The organism is Sphingomonas sp. (assembly GCF_032114135.1).
Classification (GTDB): domain Bacteria; phylum Pseudomonadota; class Alphaproteobacteria; order Sphingomonadales; family Sphingomonadaceae; genus Sphingomonas.
The window spans coordinates 265,230-277,386 of the sequence record NZ_DAMCTA010000003.1 but is presented as its reverse complement, the minus strand read 5'-3'; the positions used below and the strand labels follow the sequence as shown (position 1 = coordinate 277,386).

Genomic DNA, 12,157 nt, shown 5'->3' with positions numbered 1-12,157 from the left:
GGCTTACTTCGCGCCCGGACCGTCATAGGTGAGGCCGAAGAAGTCGCCCTTGTTCCACACCGGCTTCGCGTCGCCATTGGCGATCGCGTTGGCGATGCGGAAGTTCACGTCGACGAAGCGCACGCCCGACTGCCAGTTGATCGCCGGCTGCTGGTCGATCTGGTCCGAGGGCTGGTGATAATGGTTCTTCATGAAGTGGTCGATCGCGGCGCGGCCCGGGCCACCGGCACCCGGCCACAGGAACACCGAGGGCACGCCCTTGCGCACGAAGTTATAATGGTCCGAGCGCACGAAGATATTCTCGCCGGGCAGCGGGTCGTCCGACATCTTCACGCCGATCTCGGCCGCCGCCTTGGCGACGATCGGGCCGAGCGTCGAATGGTTGGCGCCGTAGACCACGATATCATCGAACGGATAGGTGATGATCGGCATGTCGAGGTTCACGTCGGCGACGATGGTGTTCTTGATCGTCGGGTTGTTGGCGAAATAGTCAGAGCCGACCAGCCCCTTCTCCTCGGCGGTCACCGCCAGGAACAGGATCGAGCGGCGCGGCTTGGTGCCCGCTGCCTTGAAGCGCTTGGCCTCCTCGATCAGCGAGGCGGTGCCGATGGCGTCGTCGAGCGCGCCGTTGTTGATCGTGTCGCCCTTCGCGTCGGGCTTGCCCACGCCGATGTGATCGAGATGCGCGGAAAGCACGACGACGTCGCCGGCCAGCTTGGGGTCGCTGCCCTCGATCAGGCCGGCGACGTTGAAGCTCGGCATCGGCGTCAGCGTGGTCTTGGTCGCGATGGTCAGCGTGCCCGGCAGTTGCATTGCCTGGAAGGTCGCGCCGTCCACCGCGGCGGCCTTGGCGATCGCGGTCCAGGGGGTCTTGGCGCCAGCAAACAGCTTCTCGGCGCCAGCCATGCTGAGCATCCCCAGCCCCGGCGTGCCGGGTGCCGCGATATGGCCGGTGCCGTCGGCATTGCCCCAGGTGACGCGCGGGCGGTTGGCATAGGCCGCGTACATCGCGAACGGCCGCGACTTGGCGGTGAGCGGCGACTCGAGCGTGATATAGCCGATCGCGCCGTGCTTCTTCGCGATCTCCGCCTTCGCGGCGGGGTTCTGGAAGTGCGCGCCTTCCTCACTCGGGAAGCTCGACGGCGCGCCGCCGAAAAAGGCGACGATCTTGCCCTTCGCGTCGACGCCCTTGTAGTCGTCGCGCCCCAGCCCGACAATGCCATAGCCGACGAACACCACCGGCGCGGTGACGCTGTATTCGGGCTTTTCCGGGTTCGCGCCGGCAACGAAGTCCTTGCCCGCGTCGAGCATGACCGGCGCCGCTTTGCCACGGCTGATCGACATCGCGCCGCCGCCGTCCAGCTTGTAGCTGACCAGCGGCACTTTCTGCAGATAGCCGCCGTCATCGCCCGCCGGCTTGAGACCCGCGGCGTAGAATTGCGACGCGACATAATTGGCCGCGATCTCGAACTCCGGCGACCCCGCCTCGCGCCCCTTCAGCGCATCCGATGCGAGAAACATCACATGGCTCTTGAGCGCCGCCTGATCGGCCGGCAGCGGCGCGGTGATGACAGCGTTTCGCTCGGCCGCGGTCTGGGCGAGCGCAGGCGACGCCGCAACGAGGCAAATGGCGAGGGGCACAATCGGTCGAAACATTGGGTTTCCCTGTTGGTCGCAATAATATTTCAAGCGTAGCAGGGATGATAGGGCGGTCAATTGCCACCCGCATATCCGCAGCGCGTTTCGATTCCCCAAGGTCGCGGCGATGCGTGGATGACGCGTCCGGTGACGCTAATCGAGAGAATAGAGTAGCAGCCGCGACGGCTTGTCCTATATCGAATGGGTATGAGTGACGCCCGCATCGCCGCCGCAGCTCCCCAGGCCATTCGCCGTGAGGACTATCGTCAACCCGATTGGCTGGTACCCGAGATCGCGCTCGATTTCGATCTAGACCCCGCCGCGACGCGGGTGCGCGCCACGCTTCACGTCACCCGCAACGGGGCGCATGATCGCGCGCTGGTGCTGAACGGTGACGGGCTCGAAGCCGCCGCGGTGAAGGTCGACGGCGCTGCCGCGCAGAACTGGCGGATGGACGGGCAGGATCTGGTGATCCCGCTGACCGGCGACGCCCATAGGATCGAAACCGAAGTGGTGATCGCGCCCGAGCGCAACACCCAGCTCCAGGGCCTCTACGCTTCGTCGAACATGCTCTGCACCCAGTGCGAGGCCGAGGGCTTCCGTCGCATCACCTTCTTCCCCGATCGGCCCGACGTGCTCTCCAGGTACAAGGTGCGCATGGAAGCCGACAAGGCGCGCTTCCCGGTGCTGCTCGCCAATGGCGATCCGATCGCGCAGGGCGATGTCGAGGGCGGCCGCCATTGGGCGGAGTGGCACGATCCCTTCCCCAAGCCGAGCTATCTGTTCGCGCTGGTCGCGGGCGACTTGGTCGCCAACACCGGCAGCTTTACCACCATGTCCGGCCGCGAAGTCCAGCTGGGCATTTATGTCCGCGCGCCCGACCTGCCCAAGACCGACCACGCCCTCCACGCGCTGAAGCTCAGCATGAAGTGGGACGAGGACGTCTATGGCCGCGAATATGATCTCGACGTGTTCAACATCGTCGCGGTGGACGACTTCAACTTCGGCGCGATGGAGAACAAGGGGCTGAACGTCTTCAACAGCCGCTACATCCTCGCCGACCCCGACACCGCCACCGACTGGGATTATGACGCGATCGCCGCGGTGGTCGCGCACGAATATTTTCACAACTGGTCGGGCAACCGCATCACCTGCCGCGACTGGTTCCAGCTCAGCCTCAAGGAAGGCTTCACCGTCTTTCGCGATCAGGGCTTCTCGGCCGATCAGGGATCGGCAGCGGTCAAGCGGATCGAGGACGTGCGGTCCTTGCGCGCCAGCCAGTTCCCCGAGGATGCCGGTCCGCTGGCGCACCCGGTTCGCCCGGACGAATATATCGAGATCTCCAACTTCTACACGGCGACCATCTACAACAAGGGTGCCGAGCTGATCCGGATGATGGCCACCATCCTGGGCCCGAGCAAGTTCCGCGCCGCCACCGATCTCTATTTCGATCGCTTCGACGGCACCGCCGCCACCTGCGAGGATTTCGTGGCGAGCATGGAGGAGGCCGGCGGGGTCGATCTCGGTCAGTTCCGCCGCTGGTACAGCCAGGCGGGCACCCCGCGCGTCTCGGCCAATCTGGTGCAGGACGGCGCCACCACGCGCCTCGCGCTCGCGCAGACCGTGCCGCCCACGCCGGGCCAGCCGGTCAAGGAGCCGATGGTCCTGCCCCTCAAGATCCGCCTGTTCGGCGAGAAGAGCGGCGCCCCGCTGATCGACGAGCAACTGGTGCTGCTCGACAAGCCCGAGCAGGAACTGCGCTTCGACAATCTGCCCGAGCGCGCGGTGCTGTCGATCAACCGCGGCTTCTCGGCGCCGGTGATCGTCGACGCCAATCGCAGCGCGGCGGACCTCGCCTTCCTCTCGGCGCATGACGACGATCCGTTCGCGCGCTACGAGGCGATGCAGCAGCTGATGCTCGATACGCTGGTCGCCGCGGTGACCACCGGCAAGGGCGAGCATGGCGCGCTGGTCGATGCGGTGCGCAACACGCTGACCGATCCGTCGCTCGACCGCGCCTTCATCGCCGAGGCGGTGCTGCTCCCCTCGGACAGCTTCATCGGCGACCAGATGGCGGTGGTGGATCCCGACGCGATCTTCCGCGCGCGGGAAGCGCTGCGTGCCGATCTCGGCAACCTGCTCGAGGCCGAATGGCGCGCCGCCTATGAGGGCGCGCGAGCGAACCGCTTCGAATATTCGCCGGCTGCAAAGGGCGCGCGCCGCCTGAAGAATGTGGCACTCGGCTATATCGCCGCGAGCGGCGCGGCCGATGCGGCGGAGCTTGCCTATGCCCAGTTCGACGCGGCCGACAACATGACCGATCGCCAGGGCGGCCTCGCCACCCTGGTCAACGGCACGTCGCCGCTGCGGGAGAAGGCGATCGAGGCCTTCTACCAGCGCTATGCCGGCAACGCGCTGGTGCTGGACAAATGGTTCCAGACCCAGGCGCTTTCCTCGCGCGAGGACACCCTCGCCGCGGTCGAGATGTTGGCCCGGCATCCGGACTTCACGCTCGCCAACCCCAACCGGGCGCGGGCGCTGGTCGGGGCGTTCAGCATCAACCAGCGGGCATTCCACGATCCTTCGGGTCGCGGCTACCGCTTCGTCGCGGACCAGTTGATCGCGCTCGACAAGCTCAACCCGCAGACCGCCGCCAAGCTGGTGCCGCCGCTCGGCCGCTGGAAGCGCTTCGATCCCACCCGCGCCGCACTGATGCGGGGCGAGCTGGAGCGGATCGTCGCCAGCCCCGGGCTGAGCAAGGACATGTTCGAGCAGGCCACGAAGTCGCTCGACTGATGCTCCGGCTGCTCACCGCCACGGTACGTGACTCCGCCCGGGTGCGGACCGTCGCGGCCGTGGCGGCGCGCTTCGGGCTGGGCGTGTTGCTGGAGAAGCTCGGCTTCACGGGCGAGGCGGATGCCGCCGATCCCGAGACGGGCGCACTGCCGCTGCCCCGCCGTACCCGGCTGGCGCTGGAGGCGCTGGGCCCCACCTATGTGAAGATCGGCCAGATCCTCGCGACGCGCGGCGACCTGCTGCCGCCCGACTGGATCGCCGAGCTGGAGCTGCTCCAGAGCGCGGCGCCTACCCTGCCCTTCGAGGCGATCCGGGCCGAGGTGGAAGCTGCGCTCGGCATGCCGCCCGAGGAGGCCTTCGCTTGGTTCGATTCTCAGCCGCTCGCCGCCGCCTCGATGGCGCAGGTGCACCGCGCGCGGCTGGCGGACGGCCGCGAGGTGGTGCTGAAGGTCCGCCGCCCCGGCATCCGCGCGGCGATGGAAGCGGACCTTCGGCTGATCGGCGAGCTTGCCGCTTTGGTCGCGAAGAGCAGCGCCGAGGCGCGGCGGTTCGAGCCGGTGGCGCTCGCCCGCCAGCTCCGCCAGGCGCTGCTGGAAGAACTCGACTTCACCAACGAGAGCCGCAACGCCGATCTGCTGCGCGCCGACATGGCGGACACGCCGAACGTCGTGGTGCCCGAGATCCATTGGCAATGGACCTCCGAGACGCTGCTGGTGATGGACTTCATCGCCGGCGTGAAGCCGGTCTCGGGCGAAGCGCTGCGCGCCGCCGGCATCGATCCCGAGGCCATCGCCGAACTGGGCGCCGATACCGTGATCGCGATGGTGCTGGTGAACGGTCGCTTCCATGCCGATCCGCATCCCGGCAATCTGCTCTGCCTGCCCGGCGACAGGCTGGCGCTGCTCGACCTCGGCTCGATCGGCCATGTCGGCCCCAAGCGCCGCGACGAGTTCATCGCCTTCGTACTCGCGCTGACCACCGGCAACGCCCGCGCGCTTGCCGACACGCTGGCGCTGTGGAGCGAGGGCCACGACGTCCCCCGCCGCACGATCGACTGCGCGGCTGAGGCGATCGTCCAGCGCCATGGCGGCGGCAAGCTGGTCCTGTCCGCGATGATGCCCGATTTTCTGCGGCTACTGCGCGAGGAAGGCCTGGTGCTGCCGCCCGACCTGCTGCTCGTGTTCAAGGCGATGGTGACGATGGACGGCGTGCTCGATCGTATCGCGCCGGGCTTTGACCTGTCGGGCGCGATCGGGCGGGCGCAGATCGCGCTGCTGGCGAACCGCTTCGGGCCCGCACGAATGGCGGCAAGTTCGGCGGCGCTCGCGCTCGCGCTGGTGGAGCTGGGCGAGGATACGCCGCGGTTGCTGCGCGCCGCGGCGGCGCGGCTGGAGGCACCGATTGCGGAAAGCGGCGTGGCGCAGTCCATCGCCAAGGCCGGTGGGTGGATCGCGACTGCGCTGGTGGCTGGCGCCGGGCTGATCGCTTTGGCGCTCTGGCTGGGCTGAATTAGCGTTTCCTCCCCCGCCAGGGGGAGGTGGCGCCGAAGGCGACGGAGGGGGAGGATGCCAGAACCTTTCGAGCCGTCGTGCTTCCTCCCCCTCCGAGCCGCTGCGCGGCCCACCCCCCCTGGCGGGGGAGAATACGCTTTCACTATTCTTACGCCCCCATCACGTTCTCGCCGCGCTGCACCGTCGCGCTATGCCCCACGCTCGCCTTGAGGCTGCGCTCGGCAACCGTGTCCACGAACACCCAGTCGTTGCGCGCCTGGTCTGGCGTGAGCGTCAGCGCCATGTAGCCGCGGCGGCTGGTGTCGCACCATTTCAGCTCGGGGTTGGCCTTCACCAGGCCCGCCGCGACCACCTTCGGATCGGTCTTGAGCGCGCTTTCGAAGCCCGGCGACGTCACCGCCTGCCCGGCGAACTCGACGCCCGCCGCCTTGCCGTCCTGCGCGAGGTCGAACGCCCAGGCATTGTGGCTGTCGCCGCATACGACCAGCAGGTTGGCGCCCATGCTCTGCGACGACTTGAGGAACCGCGCGCGTGCCGCCGGGTAGCCGCCCCAGCTGTCATAGCCGAGCGGCAGGCCCAGCTTGCCCGCCAGCACGCCCGCCTGAACATAGGCCTTGGCACGGGGATCGGCGTCCGGCGCCAGCCAGTCCATCGCCGCGGCGGGCGTCACCAGATTGCCCATGATCGTGCCGAAGCCGACCACCTGCCAGCGCTGCCCCGCCTTCACCGAGCGGCGCATCGCATGGTCGAGCCACACTTCCTGCTCGCTGCCGAGCATCGTCACCGCCGGATCGTGCCAGGCGCCGTCGCGGAACGCGGTGAGCGCCTTGACCGGATCGGCTTCCTTGAACAGCGGCGCGACATCGGGCTGCTGGCTGCGCGCGAGCAGGCGGCTCTCGGTGCGGAAGAAGGTCGCCAGCGTTCCGATCTCGTAGGTGCCCCAGGGCGTTTCGGAGACCGGCATCCACTCGCGGAACACCTGCATCGCCGCCGCCTTGCGGGCGCTCCAGTCGCCTTCCGTATCGGGCTGGTGATTCTCGGCGCCGCCTTCCCAGCTGTCGTTCGCGCTTTCATGGTCGTCCCACTGCACGAGCATCGGCTTGGCCGCGTGCAGCGCCTGCAGGTCGGGATCGGCGCGGTAGCTGGCGTAGCGCAGGCGATAGTCGGCAAGGTGGATCATCTCGCCTGCCGGCTCGGGCCAGCGACCACCGATCGCGCCGCCGGTCGGTGCATAGCCGCCCTTGGCATATTCGTAGAGATAGTCGCCAAGGTGCACCCACAGGTCGATATCGTCGCGGGCGGCGGCATGGCCATAGGCGTTGAACCAGCCGAACGGCAGGTTCGAGCAGGAGAAGATCGCGATGCCGAAGCGGCGCGCATCGCCCAGCGGCAGCGTCTTGGTGCGACCGACGGGCGAGAAGCTGCCGTCAGGTGCCACGAAGCGGTAGAAATAGCGCGTGTCGGGCGCGAGGCTGGAAACGGTCACCTTGGCGGTATGGTCGCGCCACGGGCCGGTGATCTGCTCGCCCTCGGCGACGATTCGGGTGAAGTCGGCGCTGGTGGCGATCTGCGCGCGCAGCTTCACCGCGCCGCCGTCGGCGGGGACGTAGCGCGTCCACAGCAGCATCGTGTCCGGACCCGGCTCGCCGCTCGCTACCGAATGGGTGAAGCCGCGGGCGGTCGCCTGGGCCAGCGCCACACCGGGCAGCGCGAGCGCGCCGATGCCGAAGGTTCCGGTGAGCAGCAGCGATCGGCGGTCGAGTCGAAGAGTCATTTGGTCGCGTCCCTTTGTCGGTCGGGCGCTCCCTGCCGCGGGTAGGTGTCGTGTTCGTGACAGCGGCGCAAAGCTGGGCTAGGCATTTGGCGAATCGAGTTTTCGGGGCGTTACGAACTGGGGGAACGCACCCTGCCGAGCGGCAAAGCCGCCGGCGGCACGGAGACGAAGGCGCACGTGAAAGCATTCCCAACCGCGCCGGGCACCGCCCGGTCGCCTCGCCGCAGCGGTGCGGCAGCAGCGAGCGGCACCGCCCGCTGATGGCAACGCAGATCGAAAGGTTCGGCACTGCCGAACCAAGGGTCGGGCTGGCTGCGGTCGCCGCAGCAGTGCCCCGCTGGCTGGTGCTTCTCGCCACGGCGGTGGTCGTTCGCGCCGTCACCTTCGGCAACCCGTTGGTGGCGGTGGACGAGCAATTCTACTGGGTCACCGCCGAACGGATGCTGCGCGGTGCCCTTCCCTTCGTCGACATCTGGGATCGCAAGCCGGTCGGGCTGTTCCTGCTGTATGTGCCCGCGGCGGCGTTGGGCATGCCCTGGGGCATTCTCGCCTATCAGTTGATGGCGCTCGCCTGCGTCGTCCTCACCGCCGGCCTCATCGCACGGATTGCCGATCGCGTCGGCTGGAGCGCGGGTGCGATGCCGGCGGCGCTGCTGTACATCCTGATGCTCAACACGGCGGACGGCCAAGGCGGGCAGGCACCGATCTTCTACAATCTGCTCACCATCGGCGCGGTCGCGTTGCTGCTGCCGCGCCTTGGCGATCGCGACGGCGATCCGGCGCGTGTCGGCCGCAACCTGCTGGCGATGCTGCTGATCGGGATGGCGCTCCAGGTGAAGTACACCGTGCTGTTCGAAGGCCTGTTCTTCGGCCTGTGGCTGCTCCGCCGCGAAGCCGTTCTGGGGGCGAGCATGGCCCATCTCGCACGGCGCGGGCTGGGCTACGCGGCGATGGCGATGCTACCCACCCTGCTCGCCGCAGCCATCTATGCCTGGCTCGGCCATCTCGATGCGTGGACCTATGCGAATTTCGGCTCGATCCTCGACCGCCGCAGCGATCCCTTCATCGATCTGGTCGGCGCCTTCTTCGAAGTGATGGTGCCGCTCGCGCCGCTGCTGGTACTGAGCGGGCTCGGCTGGGCGCGGATGCAGCGCGCCGGCGGCCCTTCCGCCAGCGCGCGACTGCTGCTCGGCTGGCTGATCGCGGCGATGGTCGGGCTGCTCGTGTTCGGCTCCTGGTTTCCGCATTATGCGCTGCCAGCGATGGTGCCGGGCAGCCTGTGCTGCGCCGCCTTCTTCGCCCAGGACCGTAACGGGCGCGGCATCGTCGCGCCGGCCCTGCTCGCGGTGGCGCTGATCGCCGGCACGATCTGCGTGCTCGTTGCCCAGACCAAGCGCGGCAACGCTACCCAGCTCGCGACGATCGCCGATGTGATCGGCCGGGGCCAAGGCTGCCTCTATGTCCAGTCGGGCGACTCGATGCTGTACGGCGCCACCGGTCGCTGCGCGCTGAGCGCGTGGCTTTTCCCCAGCCATTTGTCGCGCGAGCGCGAAGACGGTGCGCTAGGAGTGGATCAAATCGCGGAGGTCGATCGAATTTTCGCACGGCACCCTGCGGTGGTGGTGATGCGCACGCCCTTCCGCGGCGAGCGACCCACGGTGCGGGCGCGGGTGGCGCACCACCTGCACCGGCTCGGCTATTCGACGCGCGGCACCTATCTGATCGGCACCGTGCCCACCACCGTCTATGCCGCGCCCGAAACTTCCGCAGCCGAACCGCCACGCCGGGCGGCCAGCAAGCCGGCATAATAGTCCATCAGCGCGGCGGCATGATCGGCGTCGCTGCGGACCTTCGCGGCCCCCACCCGCGCGGCATGCCGCAGGATGGTCTGATCGCGCGCGAACAAGCTGCGGATGGCGTCGGCCGCCGATAGCGTGTCGCGTGCGGCATAGGTTTCGGCGAAGGGCGGCTCGGCGATCTCGGCGAACCCGCCCTCGTCCGGACCGATCAGCGGCAGTCCGGATGCGAGCGCCTCCCAGACCACCAGTCCGAACGGCTCTGCATCCGATCCGTGGATCAGCGCGTCGCAGCTGGCGATGATCCGCGACAGCCGCAGCCGATCATAGACCGGGCGGAAGATGCGGATGTGCGGGCTGTCGGCGATCAGCGCCTCCAGCTGTGAGCGCTGGGGCCCGTCGCCGAGCAGCATCAGTCCCACCGGCAAGTTGTTCGCCGCCGCCTCCACCGCCTCGATCACCAGCGGCCAGCGCTTTTCCTTGTGCTGGCGACCCAGTCCGAGCAGCAGATGCCCTTCCGGCGGCAAGCCCAATTGGGCGAGCAACGACGCGCGCAGCTTCTCGTCGCGCAGATCGGGGGAGAACCACCCCCGGTCGATCCCCAGCGGTACCGACGCATCCACCTTGAGCCCGCGCCGCTCGAATCGTTTGGCGAGCGCGGGGCCATTGGTGACGAACGCGTCATAGTGCGCCAGGAATCGCGCCATATATCTGGTGTACCAGCCGAACGCCTGCTCGACTTGGAGCGGCGTCGCGATATTGTCCAGCCAGCGTTGCGGATAGGTGCCGACCAGGTCCCCATGCGCGAAATAGACCTTGAGCGCGTCACCCTGCCAGCGCCCCACCGTCCAGGCAGGCAGCCAGGGTGAGCTGTTCTCGACGATGTCCGGCTGCAGACGATCCAGTGCAGCCCAGACCGGCTCGTCCTTGACGAAGATGCGATAGTTGCGATCGAGCAGCAGCGGCGGCGCCTTGATCCAGTGGATCGCGCCGCCACCGGGGCGTTCCTCCACCGCATCCTCGGCCCCTGGCGCGACGACGATCAGCTCGTGCCCCAGATCAGCCATGAGGCCCATCTTGCGATCGAGGTAGGTGCGCACCCCGCCACCGGTGGGGGAGTAGAATTCGTTGACGTCGACGATGCGCATGCCGTTCCTCAATCGAGCGGGCTGAACCCTCCCAGGCCGCGAAGATATTGCGCCCGAATGTTCACGGTGGTCACGCCGTTCCCGACGCGAACCATCGCCTGACGCAATTTGGGACGGCTGCGGCCCAGGCGCTGGTTCGAGGGGAAGCCGGCACCGTCCGACCAGAAGTTGAACTTGTTCTTGCCGTCGCGATCATGGGTGAACAGCACCGCATATTCGCCCGGGGCCGGCACGCGGATGCACAGGATCACCGGGCCCGAGGGCGGCGTGTTTGCCCAGATGCGGCGGAAGGCCTTGCCTTCCTTGATCAGGTCGCGGTCGTCCTTGAGGAAATCCTCCTCGGTTGCAGGATAGATCTCCAGCTTTAGCCGGCCGCTGCGATCCTTGAGGCCGGTGATCTCGGCCTGGATGGCGGGTCCGCGTCCGCCGGTACAGGCGCCGGCATCCTCGCCCAGCGTCTGCGCCGACACCGGCTGCGCGGCGGCGACGGCAAGCAGCGTGGCGGCCAGAAGGTCGGTGCGCTTCATGCGGATTTCCTCGTAAGCAAAGCGTGCAGGCCGAAACCTGCGATCAGGACCATGTGTGCGACCAGCGATAGGCCGGCGATGAGCGCCATCAGTTCGGACAGCGCCTCGCCCTGGCCGATCACCATGATCGCGAAGCTGGCGAACAGCAGTTCCTTGTTCGGCACCAGCGGCAGGCGCCAGGCGAGCAGGCGCCCCGCGGAGAGCAGCAGCCAGATGCCGATCGAGACCTGCGGCATCGCAAAATGCCAAGCGAAGGCGATCAACACCGAACTGGTGATGATGCGGATGCAATGCACGCCGAACACCCACCACAGCTCGCCGCGCGGCAACGAGAAGACCCGCTTGGAGAAGATCAGGAAGGGCAGCGACATCGCGAAGATCACCGCGATCGAGCCCATCAGCGTGTTGAACTCGGCGGGCTTCAGCAGGTCGATGCCGAAGGGCAGCGCCATCGCCACCACCGTGAGCGTCATCGCATTGCCGGCGATCGCTGAGAGGATCGTCACGTCCTTCACCGCGCCGAACGGCGCTGCGATCATCTGCGTGCGCTGGCGCGCCCAGGCGTAGAAATAGGCCTCGCCCGAATAGCCGAGCAGCACTTCGTTGGCGATCCGCTTCTTGTTGAGTGCGATCATCCCGTCAAAGGGGATCCGCCAAAGCTTGCGGAAGATGATGAAGTCGAAGGTCGGCGAGGTCAGGTAATAGAACACGAAGACGAGGTAGAAGAGCGGATTGGTAGGCAACGCCCGCGCCAATCCGGCCAGACCGCCGCCGAACAGCTCTCGCCCAAGACCCACCACCATCAGCAGCGTCAGGCCCGCGCCGAGCCACATCGGCCAGCGACGCTTGATTTTCTCCACGGGTTCGAGCCCCGCAAGATCGGGTGCAGCCGGTAGCTCCGCCTCGGCCATGCGCGTGTTCACCGAAGCCTCCCCCGCCTGCCTGTTCAATCGATTCAAAAGCGCCA

8 protein-coding genes are annotated in these 12,157 nt (G+C 67.6%); 3 read left to right on the top strand and 5 right to left on the bottom strand.

Annotated elements, in window-relative coordinates; translation table 11 throughout:
* Positions 1 to 3: 3 nt before the first annotated feature.
* On the bottom strand, positions 4 to 1,656 hold the full coding sequence (locus tag RT655_RS17095; RefSeq protein ID WP_313539022.1) for a M28 family metallopeptidase: 1,653 nt from the start codon (positions 1,654 to 1,656) through the stop codon (positions 4 to 6).
* A 189-nt stretch (positions 1,657 to 1,845) separates the two neighbouring features.
* Here RT655_RS17095 and pepN point away from each other — a divergent pair, with 189 nt between their 5' ends.
* Positions 1,846 to 4,434, top strand: a complete 2,589-nt coding sequence (pepN, locus tag RT655_RS17090; RefSeq protein ID WP_313539020.1) for an aminopeptidase N — start codon at positions 1,846 to 1,848, stop codon at positions 4,432 to 4,434.
* Positions 4,434 to 5,942 carry an AarF/ABC1/UbiB kinase family protein gene (locus tag RT655_RS17085; protein WP_313539018.1) on the top strand — a complete coding sequence of 503 codons (1,509 nt, stop codon included), beginning with the start codon at positions 4,434 to 4,436 and terminating at the stop codon, positions 5,940 to 5,942. Before pepN ends, RT655_RS17085 begins: the two co-directional genes overlap by 1 nt.
* A 151-nt stretch (positions 5,943 to 6,093) precedes the next feature.
* Here RT655_RS17085 and RT655_RS17080 read toward each other — a convergent pair whose 3' ends face one another.
* Entirely contained in the window at positions 6,094 to 7,719 is a 1,626-nt protein-coding gene (locus RT655_RS17080; protein WP_313539016.1) for an alkaline phosphatase D family protein, read from the bottom strand.
* Positions 7,720 to 7,979: 260 nt separating this feature from the next.
* Between RT655_RS17080 and RT655_RS17075 the strand changes: the two genes are divergently transcribed.
* Positions 7,980 to 9,527 (top strand): hypothetical protein, encoded by a 1,548-nt coding sequence (locus RT655_RS17075; RefSeq protein WP_313539013.1) that lies wholly within the window; start codon positions 7,980 to 7,982, stop codon positions 9,525 to 9,527.
* Here the strand turns inward: RT655_RS17075 and RT655_RS17070 are convergent.
* The 3 genes from RT655_RS17070 to RT655_RS17060 are packed head-to-tail and all read right to left on the bottom strand — an operon-like array spanning position 9,464 to position 12,101.
* Complete coding sequence (locus RT655_RS17070; protein WP_313539010.1) at positions 9,464 to 10,663, bottom strand: glycosyltransferase; 1,200 nt, start codon at positions 10,661 to 10,663, stop codon at positions 9,464 to 9,466. The two genes, RT655_RS17075 and RT655_RS17070, sit on opposite strands and share 64 nt — an antisense overlap.
* A gap of 8 nt (positions 10,664 to 10,671) precedes the next feature.
* Positions 10,672 to 11,190 carry a DUF2141 domain-containing protein gene (locus RT655_RS17065; protein ID WP_313539007.1) on the bottom strand — a complete coding sequence of 173 codons (519 nt, stop codon included), beginning with the start codon at positions 11,188 to 11,190 and terminating at the stop codon, positions 10,672 to 10,674.
* On the bottom strand, positions 11,187 to 12,101 hold the full coding sequence (locus RT655_RS17060) for a hypothetical protein (RefSeq protein ID WP_409530290.1): 915 nt from the start codon (positions 12,099 to 12,101) through the stop codon (positions 11,187 to 11,189). The genes RT655_RS17065 and RT655_RS17060 overlap by 4 nt, the downstream gene beginning before the upstream one ends.
* Positions 12,102 to 12,157: the final 56 nt, after the last annotated feature.

What these genes read in the sequence shown, in the direction of transcription:
- RT655_RS17095 (WP_313539022.1), bottom strand. Translation starts at nt 1,656, where the DNA reads ATGTTTCGACCGATTGTGCCCCTCGCCATTTGCCTCGTTGCGGCGTCG.
- pepN (WP_313539020.1), top strand. Translation starts at nt 1,846, where the DNA reads ATGAGTGACGCCCGCATCGCCGCCGCAGCTCCCCAGGCCATTCGCCGT.
- RT655_RS17085 (WP_313539018.1), top strand. Translation starts at nt 4,434, where the DNA reads ATGCTCCGGCTGCTCACCGCCACGGTACGTGACTCCGCCCGGGTGCGG.
- RT655_RS17080 (WP_313539016.1), bottom strand. Translation starts at nt 7,719, where the DNA reads ATGACTCTTCGACTCGACCGCCGATCGCTGCTGCTCACCGGAACCTTC.
- RT655_RS17075 (WP_313539013.1), top strand. Translation starts at nt 7,980, where the DNA reads ATGGCAACGCAGATCGAAAGGTTCGGCACTGCCGAACCAAGGGTCGGG.
- RT655_RS17070 (WP_313539010.1), bottom strand. Translation starts at nt 10,663, where the DNA reads ATGCGCATCGTCGACGTCAACGAATTCTACTCCCCCACCGGTGGCGGG.
- RT655_RS17065 (WP_313539007.1), bottom strand. Translation starts at nt 11,190, where the DNA reads ATGAAGCGCACCGACCTTCTGGCCGCCACGCTGCTTGCCGTCGCCGCC.
- RT655_RS17060 (WP_409530290.1), bottom strand. Translation starts at nt 12,101, where the DNA reads ATGGCCGAGGCGGAGCTACCGGCTGCACCCGATCTTGCGGGGCTCGAA.